This window comes from Pseudomonas sp. LY-1 (assembly GCF_053502595.1).
The window spans coordinates 1074799-1089484 of the sequence record NZ_CP094353.1; the positions used below are offsets into that span (position 1 = coordinate 1074799).

General features: G+C 59.4%; 16 protein-coding genes and 1 tRNA gene. 6 read left to right on the forward strand and 11 right to left on the reverse strand.

Annotated features, from left to right (window positions below):
* Window positions 1-6 precede the first annotated feature (6 nt).
* The 11 genes from MOQ67_RS04775 to MOQ67_RS04825 form a co-directional block, all read right to left on the reverse strand.
* On the reverse strand, window positions 7-369 hold the full coding sequence (locus MOQ67_RS04775; RefSeq protein ID WP_232925850.1) for a hypothetical protein: 363 nt from the start codon (window positions 367-369) through the stop codon (window positions 7-9).
* Between the two features lie 111 nt (window positions 370-480).
* Window positions 481-684 carry a hypothetical protein gene (locus tag MOQ67_RS04780; protein WP_017844410.1) on the reverse strand — a complete coding sequence of 68 codons (204 nt, stop codon included), beginning with the start codon at window positions 682-684 and terminating at the stop codon, window positions 481-483.
* A 181-nt stretch (window positions 685-865) separates the two neighbouring features.
* Window positions 866-1792 (reverse strand): sigma 54-interacting transcriptional regulator, encoded by a 927-nt coding sequence (locus MOQ67_RS04785; RefSeq protein WP_017844409.1) that lies wholly within the window; start codon window positions 1790-1792, stop codon window positions 866-868.
* Between the two features lie 377 nt (window positions 1793-2169).
* Complete coding sequence (gene ychF / locus MOQ67_RS04790) at window positions 2170-3270, reverse strand: redox-regulated ATPase YchF (RefSeq protein ID WP_046384760.1); 1101 nt, start codon at window positions 3268-3270, stop codon at window positions 2170-2172.
* A gap of 22 nt (window positions 3271-3292) precedes the next feature.
* Complete coding sequence (gene pth, locus MOQ67_RS04795; RefSeq protein ID WP_017844407.1) at window positions 3293-3877, reverse strand: aminoacyl-tRNA hydrolase; 585 nt, start codon at window positions 3875-3877, stop codon at window positions 3293-3295.
* Window positions 3878-4043: 166 nt separating this feature from the next.
* Window positions 4044-4643 (reverse strand): 50S ribosomal protein L25/general stress protein Ctc, encoded by a 600-nt coding sequence (locus MOQ67_RS04800; protein WP_017844406.1) that lies wholly within the window; start codon window positions 4641-4643, stop codon window positions 4044-4046.
* A 138-nt stretch (window positions 4644-4781) separates the two neighbouring features.
* On the reverse strand, window positions 4782-5723 hold the full coding sequence (locus MOQ67_RS04805) for a ribose-phosphate pyrophosphokinase (RefSeq protein ID WP_017844405.1): 942 nt from the start codon (window positions 5721-5723) through the stop codon (window positions 4782-4784).
* A 46-nt stretch (window positions 5724-5769) separates the two neighbouring features.
* Window positions 5770-5844 (reverse strand) — tRNA-Gln (locus tag MOQ67_RS04810).
* A gap of 37 nt (window positions 5845-5881) precedes the next feature.
* Window positions 5882-6685: a 4-(cytidine 5'-diphospho)-2-C-methyl-D-erythritol kinase gene (ispE, locus tag MOQ67_RS04815; protein ID WP_186354582.1), complete on the reverse strand. Its 804-nt coding sequence runs from the start codon at window positions 6683-6685 to the stop codon at window positions 5882-5884.
* 49 nt (window positions 6686-6734) lie between these two features.
* A complete protein-coding gene (gene lolB, locus MOQ67_RS04820; RefSeq protein WP_046488043.1) occupies window positions 6735-7352 on the reverse strand; it encodes a lipoprotein insertase outer membrane protein LolB in 618 nt (205 codons plus the stop codon).
* Window positions 7353-7356: 4 nt separating this feature from the next.
* Window positions 7357-9081 carry a tetratricopeptide repeat protein gene (locus MOQ67_RS04825; RefSeq protein ID WP_198717098.1) on the reverse strand — a complete coding sequence of 575 codons (1725 nt, stop codon included), beginning with the start codon at window positions 9079-9081 and terminating at the stop codon, window positions 7357-7359.
* Between the two features lie 182 nt (window positions 9082-9263).
* Here MOQ67_RS04825 and hemA point away from each other — a divergent pair, with 182 nt between their 5' ends.
* The 6 genes from hemA (at window position 9264) to MOQ67_RS04855 (ending at window position 14631) form a co-directional block, all read left to right on the forward strand.
* Window positions 9264-10550 carry a glutamyl-tRNA reductase gene (gene hemA / locus MOQ67_RS04830; protein ID WP_017844401.1) on the forward strand — a complete coding sequence of 429 codons (1287 nt, stop codon included), beginning with the start codon at window positions 9264-9266 and terminating at the stop codon, window positions 10548-10550.
* Window positions 10550-11632 (forward strand): peptide chain release factor 1, encoded by a 1083-nt coding sequence (prfA, locus tag MOQ67_RS04835; RefSeq protein WP_198717097.1) that lies wholly within the window; start codon window positions 10550-10552, stop codon window positions 11630-11632. The genes hemA and prfA overlap by 1 nt, the downstream gene beginning before the upstream one ends.
* A complete protein-coding gene (prmC, locus tag MOQ67_RS04840; RefSeq protein WP_017844399.1) occupies window positions 11633-12463 on the forward strand; it encodes a peptide chain release factor N(5)-glutamine methyltransferase in 831 nt (276 codons plus the stop codon).
* Window positions 12457-13212 (forward strand): molybdopterin-synthase adenylyltransferase MoeB, encoded by a 756-nt coding sequence (locus tag MOQ67_RS04845; protein ID WP_448675821.1) that lies wholly within the window; start codon window positions 12457-12459, stop codon window positions 13210-13212. The genes prmC and MOQ67_RS04845 overlap by 7 nt, the downstream gene beginning before the upstream one ends.
* Complete coding sequence (murI, locus tag MOQ67_RS04850) at window positions 13205-13999, forward strand: glutamate racemase (RefSeq protein WP_104903974.1); 795 nt, start codon at window positions 13205-13207, stop codon at window positions 13997-13999. Before MOQ67_RS04845 ends, murI begins: the two co-directional genes overlap by 8 nt.
* 113 nt (window positions 14000-14112) lie before the next feature.
* The gene (locus tag MOQ67_RS04855) at window positions 14113-14631 is read left to right on the forward strand and encodes an acyloxyacyl hydrolase (RefSeq protein ID WP_017844396.1); all 519 of its coding nucleotides are present in this window, start codon (window positions 14113-14115) and stop codon (window positions 14629-14631) included.
* The last annotated feature ends 55 nt before the right edge of the window (window positions 14632-14686 follow it).

Here is a 14686-nt window from a genome sequence, read left to right on the forward strand (position 1 = left end):
GTTGGCCTACTGGAGGTTGCTGATTTTATCGATGCACTGCGCGGTTTTACCGACGCTCTTCGACAACATGTGCGTCAGCAGGAGTGCGTCGGAAAGTTGCCCCGGATATTTTCGCGCCTCTTCCAGTTTGTTCTTGCTGCTTAATGCACGCAGGCTTTTGGTCATACGCTCAGTCATGGAATTGAGCTTGCCTGCGGCTTCGGAAAGCACATTCGGTGGCAGCGCATGATCGACCGCGGTATTCGCAACTGGGGAAGGCATGAGCGTTGAGTTGAAAAAGCTGACATCGGTGGCCGAGTGGGAGGCCTCCTGTATGCCTGAGGTGCCAGGGAGTTGATTGATTTCAGTCGTGCGGATGCTGCCTATCATCATGTTGCCCTGTCAGATAAGGGTTAGAAGATGAGCGTGTATATGACAACGCTCGTGGCGATGTGGCCTTCCCGGCATCGACTGTCGAGAAGGCCAGCAAGCGTTCAGCTATTACAGGCGGAGCATGTCAGCGGCTGCTTTAATACCGTTGGTATTAGCGTTCTCTGCTGCTTTATATGCGTTTTTTACACCATCTTTGCGCTTCTTTGATTCTACAGCCTCCATCCCAGCATCTGCTTCATCAGCAGACATATTGTTGGCGTCACCGCCACCATAGGAGGCGCCAGAATACGAGCCAATCGAACCGATAGTCATGTTGTTTTCTCCGTGCTTAACGTTAGTTTCACTGGAGTCAGCGATACATCAAAAGACGCTGTTGCACACCTGTATCGCTGTTCCATGACTTATGTGGCTAAACGGATTCATGCGTTCCATATGTTGCGGGAAGGTATGTTTCAAAAGATGTTATTGCGTTAACAGGGGGCGGCACCCTGTTTCAGTTGAGTGATATTCCCAAATGCTTTATTCGGTGGTACAGCGTTCGCTTGGCGACGCCTAAAGCGATTGCCACACTGTCCACACAGTGGTCGTGTTGACGAAGCGATTCTTCAATCAGCGATTTCTCCATCTGTTGCAATCGTGTCTTCAGGTTCAATTCAAGTTCATGTCGGTTGATCACCGCGGTGGATAACGGCGGCAGGCCCAACACGAAGCGCTTGGCCGTCGAGCGCAGTTCGCGCACATTGCCCTTCCACGGGTGGCACAGCAGTTGTTGCAATAACTGCTTGCTGGGGGGCGATGGCGCGGCGAGCCGGAAGTGATCGGCCTCTTGCTCAATCATGTCCAGGAACAAGGGAATGATCCGCTCTCGCCGATCCCGTAAGGCTGGAAGGTGGATATTGACCACATTCAGACGGAAGTAGAGGTCGCGTCGGAAAGTGCCTTGCTCGACCATTTCGTGCAAGGCGTGCTGGGCCGAGGCGATCACACGCATGTCTACCGGGATAAATCGTGTAGACCCCAGGCGTTCGACCCCGCGCGATTCCAGTACACGTAACAGCTTGGCTTGCAGCGACAGCGGCATGCTGTCGATTTCGTCGAGGTATAGGGTGCCCAGATGGGCGGCTTCGACAAACCCCGCGCGAGATTGCATGGCGCCCGTGTAGGCGCCGCTGTTGACACCGAACAGTTGGCTTTCGGCCAGGGTTTCCGGGATGGCGGCACAATTAACTGCTACGAAGTTTCCTTTGCGACGAGACAGCTGATGGATGCGTTGCGCCAACGTATCTTTACCTGTGCCGGTTTCTCCCAAGAGGAGAATATCGATATCGAGAACGGCCGTATTGTTCACGGTCGTTTCGATGGCCGGGCAATCGCTAAAGGTCATGTCCGTTATAAGAACGTTTTCGCAGAGCGTCGACATCGTGTTGTGCTCCGATACTGTTGCCACGTCAGGAGGGCAATTAACCTATGGGTCGACGTGCAGTTAAACAGGAAAACTTAGTGTTGTCATGATGCGCTGCCGGCGTTAAAAGTGGCACCGGGTATAGGGAGGGCAAGTGCTCTGAAGTTGCAAGTGCTAGTTGAGATGGTTATCCGTGGTCGGCGTAAGATTATTCTTAGAGTGGTGAAGAATAGTTGGGAAGTTTTAATGCTTCGCAGATATGTTGCGGTGTGTGTTCTAAAGTCCTCTTATTTATAATGTATGGCAATGTTTCGCTCTCATGAGTCTTTCACCCACAAAAAAGCCGATGCAGGGCATCGGCTTCTTTATATCGCGACGTCTGCCGCGATCAATGTTTACACGTTGAAACGGAAGTGCATCACATCGCCGTCCTTGACGATATATTCCTTACCTTCCAGGCGCCATTTACCGGCTTCCTTGGCACCGGCTTCACCCTTGTACTGGATGAAGTCGTTGTAGGCGATCACTTCGGCGCGGATAAAGCCTTTTTCGAAGTCGGTGTGGATCACGCCGGCGGCCTGTGGCGCGGTGGCGCCGACCTTGACGGTCCAGGCGCGGACTTCTTCGACACCGGCGGTGAAGTAGGTCTGCAGGTTGAGCATTTCGTAACCGGCGCGGATCACGCGATTCAGGCCAGGCTCTTCCAGGCCCAGGGCCTCGAGGAACATGTCTTTTTCTTCGCCGTCATCGAGCTCGGCGATTTCCGCTTCGATCTTGTTGCACACCGGAACCACGATCGCGCCTTCTTCGTCAGCGATGGCCTTGACCACGTCGAGCAGCGGGTTGTTCTCGAAGCCGTCTTCGGCGACGTTGGCGATGTACATCACCGGCTTGGTGGTCAGCAGGTGGAAGCCCTTGACCGCGGCCTTCTCGTCAGCACCCATGGTCTTCATCAGGCTGCGTGCCGGCTTGCCCAGGGTGAAGTGGGCGATCAGTTGCTCCAGCAGGCCTTTCTGGACCACGGCGTCCTTGTCGCCACCCTTGGCGTTACGCGCGACTTTCTGCAGTTGCTTCTCGCAACTGTCGAGGTCGGCGAAGATCAGTTCCAGGTCGATGATCTCGATGTCGCGTTTCGGGTCGACGCTGTTGGAGACGTGAATCACGTTCTCGTCTTCAAAGCAGCGGACCACATGGGCGATGGCATCGGTTTCGCGGATGTTGGCCAGGAACTTGTTGCCCAGGCCTTCACCTTTCGACGCACCGGCCACCAGGCCGGCGATGTCGACGAATTCCATGGTGGTCGGCAGGATGCGCTTGGGGTTGACGATCACCGCCAGGGCGTCCAGGCGTGGGTCCGGCATCGGCACGATACCGCTGTTGGGTTCGATGGTGCAGAAGGGGAAGTTCTCCGCCGCAATACCGGACTTGGTCAGCGCGTTGAACAGGGTGGATTTGCCGACGTTGGGCAGGCCGACGATGCCGCAATTGAATCCCATGGTGTTTCCCCTCGGAAAAGAGTCAGGCCTTCTGGCTGTGCAGGTTTTTCATCGCGCGGTTCCATTCCCCGGCGAGGATATCCGGCAGCACGCCGAGGGCAAAGTCGATGCAGGCATCGAGTTTTTCCTGTTCGGCGCGTGGCGCACGACCCAGGACGAAATTTGAAACCATACTGGCAACGCCTGGGTGGCCAATGCCGAGCCGCAGACGGTAAAAGGTATTCTGATTGCCCAGCTGCGCGATGATGTCGCGCAGGCCATTGTGCCCGCCATGCCCGCCGCCTTGCTTGAGCTTGGCAACGCCGGGAGGCAGGTCCAGTTCGTCATGGGCCACCAGGATTTCTTCGGGTTTGATCCGGAAGAACCCCGCAAGCGCCGCGACAGCCTGGCCGCTGCGGTTCATGTAGGTGGTGGGAATCAACAGACGAACATCCTGACCCTGATGCGAAAAGCGTCCGGTCAGGCCGAAATACTTGCGATCGGCCACCAGGTTTACACCTTGGGCGTGGGCGATGCGCTCAACAAAAAGGGCCCCCGCGTTATGCCGGGTCTGTTCGTATTCTGCGCCTGGATTTCCCAGGCCAACGATCAGTTTAATGGCAGTCACGACAGGGGCCCTTCCTTTGGAGTTGTGGATAACAATGCCGACCTGAGTGCGGCGAAAGTGGACGACAAGGGATCATTTACTCAAGAGTAAACGTCGCGTTATCGCCCGCTTTCTCGCTACGTTTCGGTCCGCGATGTTTCCTCAAGCTCCGGCAATACAGAGTGAATTACTCTGCAGCGCCTTCTTCAGCTTCTGGAGCAACGCGTGGAGCGTGAACGTTGGCAACCGCTTTGTCATCACCGTGAACCAGTGCGACAAACTCAACGCCTTTAGGGGCTTTGAGGTCGGACAGGTGCAGGATTTCGCCGATTTCCAGAGCCGACAGGTCGACTTCGATGAACTCAGGCAGGTCTTTCGGCAGGCAGGTCACTTCGATCTCGGCAACAACGTGCGAAACTTCGCCGCCTTTTTTGATCGGAGCTTCTTCACCAACAAAGTGTACCGGCACGACGGCGGTCAGTTTCTGGCCGGCAACGACGCGAACGAAGTCAGCGTGCAGCACGTGGCCTTTAGCTGGGTGACGTTGCAGGGCCTTGATGATGACGTTCTGCTTGGTGCCGCCGACGTTCAGCGAAATGATGTGGCTGTAGGCCGCATCGTTTTCCAGCAGTTTGGCAACTTCTTTGGCCAGCATGCTGATGGATTCAGGGGCTTTGTCGCCACCGTAAACTACAGCTGGAACCAGGCTTGCGAGACGACGCAGGCGGCGGCTCGCACCTTTCCCCAGGTCGGAACGCACTTCAGCATTCAGAATAAATTCGTTCATGTTGTATCTCCAAAATAACCACATTCGCCCCAGCGTTTGCGACCAGCGCTAAAGGCGATATGGGCAAAAAAGCCCCGCCCCGACAATATGCCGGGGCGGGGCGCTTTTCGTCAGTGAGGTGATCCGAAGGTTTGACCCTTAACGGAACATCGCGCTGATCGATTCTTCGTTGCTGATGCGGCGAACCGCTTCGGCAACTACCGGTGCGATATCCAGTTGGCGGATACGCGGACAGGCTTGAGCTGCAGCGGACAACGGGATGGTGTTGGTCACCACCAGTTCGTCCAGCATTGAGTTCTCGATGTTCTCGATCGCTCGGCCCGACAGCACAGGGTGTGTGCAGTAGGCGAAGACTTTTGCCGCACCGTGCTCTTTCAAGGCTTTCGCCGCGTGGCACAGGGTGCCGGCGGTGTCGACCATGTCATCAACCAGAATACAGGTACGCCCTTCGACATCACCGATGATATGCATCACTTCAGAGTGATTGGCTTTCTCGCGGCGTTTGTCGATGATCCCGAGATCAACGCCCAGGGATTTGGCGACAGCCCGTGCACGCACGACGCCACCAATGTCCGGGGACACGATCATCAGGTTTTCAAAGCGCTGGTCTTCGATGTCATCCACCAATACGGGGGAGCCGTAGATGTTATCTACCGGAATATCGAAGAACCCCTGAATTTGGTCAGCGTGCAGGTCAACCGTGAGAACACGGTCGATGCCTACCACGGTGAGCATGTCAGCCACGACTTTCGCGCTGATAGCTACACGTGCGGAACGCGGACGGCGATCCTGACGGGCATAACCAAAGTAAGGGATTACAGCTGTGATTCGAGTCGCTGAGGAGCGGCGGAAGGCATCAGCCATCACGACGAGTTCCATCAGGTTATCGTTGGTCGGAGCGCAGGTCGGCTGGATAATGAAGACGTCTTTACCGCGGACGTTTTCATTGATCTCGGCGGTAATTTCGCCGTCGGAGAATTTACCGACAGAGATGTCACCGAGAGGGATATGCAGCTGACGAACAACACGTCGAGCCAGATCGGGGTTGGCGTTCCCCGTAAAGACCATCATCTTGGACACGCGCAGTACCTAGAGGCTGAGGGTAACCTGGATGAGTAAAGGAAAATGGCAGGGGCGGCTGGATTCGAACCAACGCATGGCAGGATCAAAACCTGCTGCCTTACCGCTTGGCGACGCCCCTGTATCTGTTGCAACGAGTACCCAGTACTCGGTTCCTTTTAGAGCAGACTTTGCAGCTTGCGATGCAACATCGAAACGTTGCTTCCTTTCGCTACAAACCCTGTAAGGGTCTCTGTAAGAAGGGCCGAGACTTTATCAGCTTCAGCTTTGTTTGGGAAGCCCCCAAACACACAACTTCCAGTGCCGGTTAATTTTGCTTCGGTAAATTTACCTAACAAATTCAAAGCGTTACGTACTTCTGGATAACGCCTTGCTACAACCGGTAAGCAGTCATTTCGACTGTTTCCCTTGGGAACGGGGCGCACTTTAATGGGAGGAGAGTTACGTGTCAACAGTGGATCTGAAAAAATTTCTGCTGTACTTACAGATACTTGCGGGACAAGCACGACATACCAAGGCTCTTCGGGGTTTTCCGGGGTGAGTTTTTCTCCCACGCCCTCGGCAAAAGCCGCGTGCCCACGCACGAAAACCGGGACGTCGGCGCCCAGTGTCAGGCCCAGTGCGGCCAAGCGATCGAGGTCCCAGCCGAGCTTCCACAAGTGGTTCAGGCCCAGCAGTGTGGTCGCGGCATTCGAGCTGCCGCCACCGATGCCGCCGCCCATGGGCAGGATTTTATCGATCCAGATGTCGATGCCCAGGGCGCAACCGGATTGTGCCTGAAGTTTTTTCGCGGCCTTCACGATCAGGTTGCTGTCGTGGGGCACCCCTTCGAATTCGGTGTGCAGTCGGATCACGCCATCGTCACGCACGGCGAATGTCAGTTCATCGCCGTAGTCGAGAAATTGAAACAGCGTCTGCAACTCGTGGTAGCCGTCTTCGCGGCGCCCCAGGATGTGCAGCATCAGATTGAGTTTGGCCGGGGAGGGCAGGGTCAGTTTCTCTACGGTCACGTTATTGCCCCAGCTTGCGTGGTTGCCAGTCCTTGATCACCAGCGTGATATCAAGGTCGGTGCCGTGCAGTTTGATCCGCTCGGGCAGCCAATAACCGCTCTGTTGCACGTAGCTCAGGTATTCGACCTGCCAGCCGTCCTGCTCCAGGGAGGCCAGGCGGCTGTCGCCATTGAGGCTCAGGCGGCTTTTGCTGTCGGGGGCGGGCAAGCCGCGTACCCACCAGACCAGGTGCGACACCGGCAGTTTCCAGCCGATCTGCTCTTCCAGCAGCGCCTCCGGGGAGACGGCTTCGTAGCGACCCTGGTTGGCCACTTCGAGGCTGACTTGCCCCGGTCGGCCGGTCAGGCGGGCGGCGCCGCGCCCCAATGGGCCGGACAGGCGGATATCGTAGTAGTCCTGGCGTTGCAGCCAGAACAAGGTGCCGCTGCCGGAATCTTTCGGCGCGCGTACCCCGACTTTTCCTTCGATCTGCCAGCCATCGATGCTGCTGAGCTGGGCCTTGTGCTGTTTCCATTGCGCCGGGTTGCCCTGGCCCTCAACGGACTCGCGGGCACCGAAGCCCGCGCAACCGGCGAGCAAGGCGATGAAGCTGAAAACGATAAAGTGGCGCAAGAACATAAACTTAAAGGGTCTCGGAACCGGTCAGGCGCTTGATGGTGCCGCGCAGGATGGGGCTTTCGGGTTGTTCCTTGAGGAACTTCTCCCAGATTTGCCGGGCTTCGCGCTGTTTGCCATTGGCCCAGAGCACTTCGCCCAGGTGGGCGGCGACTTCCTGGTCGGGGAAGCGCTCCAGCGCCTGGCGCAGCAGGCGCTCAGCCTCGTCCAGGTTGCCCAGGCGGTAGTTCACCCAGCCCAGGCTGTCGAGTACGGCCGGGTCTTCCGGGTTGAGCTTGTGGGCCTGTTCGATCAGCACCTTGGCTTCGACGTAACGCGTGGTGCGGTCGGACAGGGTGTAGCCCAGGGCATTGAGCGCCATGGCGTTGTCCGGGTCGCGCTTGATGATCAGGCGCAGGTCTTTTTCCATCTGCGCCAGGTCATTGCGTTTTTCCGCCTGCATCGCACGGGTGTAGAGCAGGTTCAGGTCGTCGGGGTATTGCAGCAAGGCTTGTTGCAAGACTTTCCAGGCGCGCTCGGCCTGATTGTTGGCCGACAAGGTTTCGGCCTGGATCAGGTACAGCTGGATCGCGTAGTCCGGTTCAGCCTCGCGCGCCGCGACCAGGCGTTTTTCCGCCTCGTCGGTGCGCCCGTTGCTCATCAGGATGTCGGCCTGGCGCAACTGGGCGGGCAGGTAGTCGTTGCCGGGGCCGACCTTGGCGTATTCGAGCAGGGCGGCCTGGGGGTCGTTGTTTTCTTCGGCGATGCGGCCGAGGTTCAGGTGCGCCGAGTCCACATGGCTTTCGCGCTCGATCAACTCTTCCAGATAGCCCTTGGCCTCGTCCCAGGCCTTGGCTTCCAGGCACACCAGCGCCAGGGAGTAGCGTAATTCGTCATCGTCCGGGTATTGCTGGACCAGGTTGGCGAACTGCACTTTGGCGTCCTCCATGCGGTCCTGCTCCACCAGCGTGCGTGCGTAAGTCAGGCGCAGGCGCTTGTCTTCCGGGTACTTCTTGATGCTTTTTTCCAGCAGCGGAATCGCTTCCTTGCCGCGATTGAGGTTCTGCAACAGGCGTGCGCGCAGCAGGATCGGCGCGATCTCGCCTTCTTCCGGCGGGTTCTGTTCCAGCAGCTTCAGCGCGGCTTCGGCTTCGTCGTCCTGTTGCAGCAGCAAGGCCTTGCCGAACACGAGCTGGCTGTTCTTCGGGTGTTTTTGCAGCAGGCGGTCGAAACTTTTCATCAGCCCGTTGCGCGTGTCCTGGTCGGTATCGGCCGCCGACAGCGCAAGAAAGTCGAAATGCGTGTCGCCCTTGCCCTGCAGGACTTTCTCCATATAGGTCATGGAGTCGTCGTAGCGCCCCGAGCGCGCCAATTGAATGGCTGCCGCCCGTTGTGCTTCCAGGTCGTGCGGCGCGTTTTTCGCCCAGATCAGCGAGGTGTCCAGCGCAGCCTGGTCGGCCCCCAGGTACTCGGCGATGCGAAACGCCCGCTCCGAGATGCCCGGATCTTGCGTATTGATGGCCTGGGTCACGTAATTATCCAGCGCAATATCGAAACGATTGCGCTGGCCGGCCAGTTCTGCGGTCAGCAGGCTGTACACCGTATCTTCAGTGAACGAGGAGTAAACCTTGGGCTTTTCAGGGGCTGGGGTGCTCTCTTCCACCGGCGGTGTACCGTCGGTCGACACGGGGGCCATGGCCTGGCAGCCGTTGAGGAAGACAAAAGCGAGGAGCAACGCGGAGGATCTATTCATATAGGAAGAGGACGACTAACCTGCGGTCGGATCATCATGACACAAGCCTTCGGCCAAACATAACCGAGTCTCAGTGGATGCCTTTATAGGCACAACGTATAGGGACAATAGACGACGGTGGTTGTTCTGAATCTATCGAAGTAGGACAATTGTCGGCTTCCCGACATCATCAGCGATATTGAATGGCCTTCCTCGCACTCGGTATTAACCACAAGACTGCCTCCGTAGACGTGCGCGAGCGCGTGGCGTTTACGCCTGAGCAGTTGGTTGAGGCCTTGCAGCAGCTCTGCCGACTCACCGACAGCCGCGAAGCTGCGATCCTTTCCACCTGCAATCGCAGCGAGCTTTATATAGAGCAGGAGCATCTTTCAGCGGATGTCGTGCTGCGCTGGCTGGCCGATTACCACCATTTGGACTTCAATGACCTGCGCGCGAGCGCTTATGTGCATGAGGACGATGCGGCAGTTCGTCACATGATGCGTGTGGCGTCCGGTCTCGATTCGCTGGTCTTGGGCGAGCCGCAGATCCTCGGCCAGATGAAATCCGCCTACGCCGTGGCGCGTGAGGCTGGCACCGTGGGGCCGCTGCTGGGGCGCCTGTTCCAGGCCACGTTCAATTCCGCCAAGCAGGTACGCACCGACACCGCCATCGGGGAAAACCCGGTATCCGTGGCGTTTGCCGCCGTCAGCCTGGCCAAACAGATTTTCAGCGACTTGCAGCGCAGCCAGGCCTTGCTGATCGGTGCCGGCGAGACCATCACCCTGGTCGCCCGTCACCTGCACGACCTCGGCGTGAAGCGTATCGTGGTGGCCAACCGCACCCTGGAGCGTGCCAGCATCCTCGCCGAACAGTTCGGCGCCCACGCCGTGCTGCTGGCCGATATCCCGGCCGAGCTGGTGCGCAGCGACATCGTCATCAGTTCCACCGCCAGCCAGTTGCCGATCCTGGGTAAAGGCGCGGTAGAAAGCGCGCTGAAGCTGCGCAAGCACAAGCCGATCTTCATGGTGGATATTGCCGTTCCCCGGGATATCGAGCCTGAAGTCGGCGAGTTGGACGACGTTTACCTGTATAGCGTCGACGATCTGCACGAAGTGGTCGCCGAAAACCTCAAGAGCCGTCAGGGCGCAGCCCAGGCCGCCGAGGAAATGGTCAGCGTCGGCGCCGAAGACTTCATGGTGCGCCTGCGCGAACTGGCGGCGGTGGACGTGCTCAAGGCGTATCGTCAGCAGGGCGAACGCCTGCGCGACGAGGAGTTGAGCAAGGCCCAGCGCTTATTGGCCAATGGCGGCAACGCCGAAGACGTGCTGATGCAACTGGCCCGCGGCTTGACCAACAAGTTGCTGCACGCTCCCAGCGTACAACTGAAAAAACTCACTGCCGAAGGCCGCCTCGATGCGCTGGCCATGGCGCAGGAACTCTTTGCCCTCGGTGAGGGCGCGTCAGATAGCTCTTCGGATAAAAAACCGTAATGAAAGCGTCACTGCTCAACAAACTGGACGTGCTCCAGGACCGTTTCGAAGAACTGACTGCGTTGCTCGGCGACGGCGAGGTCATCTCCGATCAGGCCAAGTTCCGCGCTTATTCCAAGGAATACGCCGAAGTTGAGCCCATTGTGCTCACCTATCAGAACCTGTTGAAAGTACAGGCCGACCTGGAGGGCGCCCAGGCCCTGCTCAAGGACAGCGACCCGGACATGCGTGAAATGGCCGTGGAAGAAGTCCGTGAAGCCAAAGACAAACTGGCCGAGCTCGAAGGCGACCTGCAACGCATGCTACTGCCCAATGACCCCAACGACGGGCGCAACGTCTTCCTCGAAATCCGCGCCGGCACCGGCGGCGACGAGGCGGCGATTTTCTCCGGCGACCTGTTCCGCATGTACTCGCGTTATGCCGAGCGGCGTGGCTGGCGCGTCGAGATCCTGTCCGAGAACGAAGGCGAACACGGCGGCTATAAAGAAGTCATCGCCCGCGTCGAAGGCGACAACGTGTACGGCAAGCTGAAATTCGAGTCCGGAGCGCACCGCGTGCAACGGGTGCCGGCCACTGAATCCCAAGGCCGTATCCACACCTCGGCGTGTACCGTGGCGGTGTTGCCCGAGCCGGACGAGCAGGAAGCCATCGAGATCAACCCGGCGGACCTGCGCGTCGACACCTACCGTTCATCCGGTGCCGGTGGTCAGCACATCAACAAGACCGACTCGGCGATCCGCATCACGCACTTGCCGTCGGGCATCGTGGTTGAATGCCAGGAAGAGCGTTCGCAGCACAAGAACCGGGCGCGGGCCATGTCCTGGCTGTCGGCCAAGCTGAATGACCAGCAGACCAGCGCCGCCGCCAACGCGATTGCCAGTGAACGCAAACTGCTGGTGGGCTCGGGCGACCGTTCCGAGCGCATCCGCACTTACAACTTTGCCCAGGGCCGGGTCACCGACCACCGGGTCAACCTCACGCTCTACTCCCTGGACGAGATTCTCGCCGGTGGCATCGACGCGGTGATCGAGCCTTTGCTCGTCGAATACCAGGCCGACCAATTGGCGGCGATAGGTGAATAAATGACCATCATCGCCAGCCTGCTGCGCGCCGCCGACCTGCCCGACTCGCCCACCGCACGCCTGGACGTGGAGCTGTTGCTCGCGGCTGCCCTGGGCAAGTCCCGCAGCTACCTGCACACCTGGCCGGAAAAAATCGTCAGCAGCGAAGCCGCGCTGACCTTCGCCGATTACCTGCAACGCCGCCGCGCCGGTGAGCCGGTGGCCTACATCCTCGGCCAGCAAGGTTTCTGGAAGCTGGACCTGGAAGTCGCGCCCCACACGCTGATCCCGCGCCCGGACACCGAACTGCTGGTCGAGGCGGCCCTGGAATTGTTGCCCGCCACGCCGGCCAAGGTGCTCGACCTCGGCACCGGCAGCGGCGCCATCGCCCTGGCCCTGGCCAGCGAGCGCCCGGCCTGGCACGTCACCGCCGTCGACCGCGTGCTCGAAGCCGTGGCCCTGGCCGAACGCAATCGCCAGCGCCTGAACCTGCACAATGCCACTGTGCTCAACAGTCATTGGTTCAGCGCGTTGCAAGGCCACACCTACGACCTGATCATCAGCAACCCGCCCTACATCGCCGCCAACGATCCGCACCTGGCGGCCGGCGACGTGCGCTTTGAGCCGGCCAGCGCGCTGGTGGCGGGCCATGATGGGTTGGACGACCTGCGGCTGATCATCGCCGAGGCGCCGGCCCACCTCAACGCGGGCGGTTGGTTGTTGCTGGAACACGGTTACGACCAGGCCGCGGCGGTGCGTGACCTGCTGCTGAGTCAGGGCTTTGAAGGCGTCCACAGCCGCATCGACCTCGGCGGCCACGAACGCATCAGCCTGGGGCGCCGGCCATGCTGAGCGACCAGGATCTGTTGCGCTATAGCCGACAGATTCTGTTGAAACAGGTCGACATCGACGGCCAATTGCGCCTGAAAAACGGTCGCGCCTTGATCGTCGGCCTCGGCGGCCTGGGCGCGCCGGTGGCGCTGTACCTGGCGGCGGCCGGGGTCGGCGAGTTGCATCTGGCGGATTTCGACACCGTCGACCTGACTAACCTGCAACGCCAGATCATCCATGACACGGACAGTGTCGGCCTGAGCAAGGTCGATTCGGCCATCCGCCGTCTGACCGCGCTCAACCCCGAGGTCAAACTGCTCACCCATCGCACTGCGCTAGATGCCGACTCCCTGGCCGCGGCAGTGGCGGCGGTGGATGTGGTGCTCGACTGCAGCGACAATTTTTCCACCCGCGAAGCGGTCAACGCCGCCTGCGTGGCCGCCGGCAAGCCGTTGGTCAGCGGCGCGGCGATCCGCCTGGACGGGCAACTGTCGGTATTCGACCCGCGGCGCGCCGACAGCCCGTGCTACCACTGTTTATACGGGCACGGCAGCGACACCGAACTGACCTGCAGCGAAGCCGGCGTGGTCGGCCCGCTGGTCGGTCTGGTCGGCAGCCTGCAGGCCCTGGAAGCATTGAAGTTGCTCGCCGGTTTCGGTGAGCCCCTGGTCGGACGCTTGTTGCTGATCGATGCCTTGACCACGCGTTTCCGTGAGTTGCGCGTCAAGCGCGATCCCGGTTGCAGTGTGTGTGGGACGCAGCATGGTTAAGGATGCACCGATCGGTGTGTTCGACTCCGGTATCGGCGGGTTGACGGTGCTCGAGGAAATCCAGCAACTGTTGCCCCATGAGTCGCTGCTGTACGTCGCCGATTGCGGGTACATCCCCTACGGCGAGAAAACGCCGGCCTTTATTTGCGAACGTTTACACCGGGTTGCAGAGTTTTTCCGCGAGCGCGGCGCCAAAGCCTTGGTGATTGCCTGCAACACGGCGACCGTTGCTGCTGTGGCCGACTTGCGCAAGAGCTACCCCGACTGGCCGCTGGTGGGGATGGAACCCGCCGTCAAACCCGCTACCGCTGCGACCCGCAGTGGCGTGGTCGGCGTACTCGCCACCACCGGCACCCTGCAGAGCGCCAAGTTCGCCGCGTTGCTCGACCGTTTCGCCACCGATGTGCGGGTGATCACCCGGCCGTGCCCAGGCCTGGTGGAACTGATTGAAACCGGCGACCTGGGCAGCCCGGCCCTGCGCCAGTTGTTGCAAAGCTACGTCGAACCGTTGCTCAGCGCCGGCTGCGACACCATCATCCTCGGTTGCACCCACTACCCCTTCCTCAAGCCGCTCCTGGCGCAGATGCTGCCCCCCGGCATCAGCCTGATCGACACCGGCGCTGCCGTGGCCCGCCAGCTCAAGCGCCTGCTCGGCGAACGCGATCTGCTGGCCGCCGGCACTCCAGGCCCTGCCCAGTTCTGGACCAGCGGCGATGTGTGTCATCTAAGAAATATCCTACCGACACTATGGAAACATCCCGGAGTTGTGAGAAGCTTCGGCTCGTGAAAATTTCGTCAAAATTCGCCGTTAGACGCTGAATTTCTGGCAGTAAGTCGGCTTCTATAAGCGAGATTTCCCTGTGTAAAAACCTATAACTTCGTTCGGAAAGGATGTTTCTTATGAAGCGCTTGTTCTGTTTGGCCGCGATTGCGGCCGTTGTGGTGGGACACTCTTTTTCGGCGCAAGCCGCCGGCCTTGAGTTTGGCCTGGGGACCACCGGTGATTCGACGCTCACCTATCGATTGGGGCTGACGTCGGATTGGGATAAGAGCTGGATGCAGAGCGACGTCGGTCGCCTGACTGGCTATTGGAGTGGTGCATACACCTATTGGGAAGGTGATCACCGTGCAGGCGCGAGCAGCCTGTCGTTCTCCCCGGTATTTGTGTATGAGTTCGCCGGGGAATCGGTAAAGCCTTACATCGAGGCCGGGATCGGGGTGGCGGCATTCTCCCGCACGCGGTTGGAAGACAACAACCTCGGCCAGGCCTTCCAGTTCGAAGACCGCCTGGGCTTCGGTTTGCGCTTTAACGGCGGGCATGAAGTGGGCATTCGTGCCATGCACTACTCCAACGCCGGGCTCAGCGACCATAACGACGGCATCGAAAACTACTCGTTGCACTACACGATGCCGCTGTAACTTCAGAACCCTGCAAAACCCTGTGGGAGGGGGCAAGCCCCCTCCCACATTGAGA

What these genes read in the sequence shown, in the direction of transcription:
- MOQ67_RS04775 (WP_232925850.1), bottom strand. Translation starts at nt 369, where the DNA reads ATGATAGGCAGCATCCGCACGACTGAAATCAATCAACTCCCTGGCACC.
- MOQ67_RS04780 (WP_017844410.1), bottom strand. Translation starts at nt 684, where the DNA reads ATGACTATCGGTTCGATTGGCTCGTATTCTGGCGCCTCCTATGGTGGC.
- MOQ67_RS04785 (WP_017844409.1), bottom strand. Translation starts at nt 1,792, where the DNA reads ATGTCGACGCTCTGCGAAAACGTTCTTATAACGGACATGACCTTTAGC.
- ychF (WP_046384760.1), bottom strand. Translation starts at nt 3,270, where the DNA reads ATGGGATTCAATTGCGGCATCGTCGGCCTGCCCAACGTCGGCAAATCC.
- MOQ67_RS04800 (WP_017844406.1), bottom strand. Translation starts at nt 4,643, where the DNA reads ATGAACGAATTTATTCTGAATGCTGAAGTGCGTTCCGACCTGGGGAAA.
- ispE (WP_186354582.1), bottom strand. Translation starts at nt 6,685, where the DNA reads ATGCTGCACATCCTGGGGCGCCGCGAAGACGGCTACCACGAGTTGCAG.
- lolB (WP_046488043.1), bottom strand. Translation starts at nt 7,352, where the DNA reads ATGTTCTTGCGCCACTTTATCGTTTTCAGCTTCATCGCCTTGCTCGCC.
- MOQ67_RS04825 (WP_198717098.1), bottom strand. Translation starts at nt 9,081, where the DNA reads ATGAATAGATCCTCCGCGTTGCTCCTCGCTTTTGTCTTCCTCAACGGC.
- hemA (WP_017844401.1), top strand. Translation starts at nt 9,264, where the DNA reads ATGGCCTTCCTCGCACTCGGTATTAACCACAAGACTGCCTCCGTAGAC.
- prfA (WP_198717097.1), top strand. Translation starts at nt 10,550, where the DNA reads ATGAAAGCGTCACTGCTCAACAAACTGGACGTGCTCCAGGACCGTTTC.
- prmC (WP_017844399.1), top strand. Translation starts at nt 11,633, where the DNA reads ATGACCATCATCGCCAGCCTGCTGCGCGCCGCCGACCTGCCCGACTCG.
- MOQ67_RS04845 (WP_448675821.1), top strand. Translation starts at nt 12,457, where the DNA reads ATGCTGAGCGACCAGGATCTGTTGCGCTATAGCCGACAGATTCTGTTG.
- murI (WP_104903974.1), top strand. Translation starts at nt 13,205, where the DNA reads ATGGTTAAGGATGCACCGATCGGTGTGTTCGACTCCGGTATCGGCGGG.
- MOQ67_RS04855 (WP_017844396.1), top strand. Translation starts at nt 14,113, where the DNA reads ATGAAGCGCTTGTTCTGTTTGGCCGCGATTGCGGCCGTTGTGGTGGGA.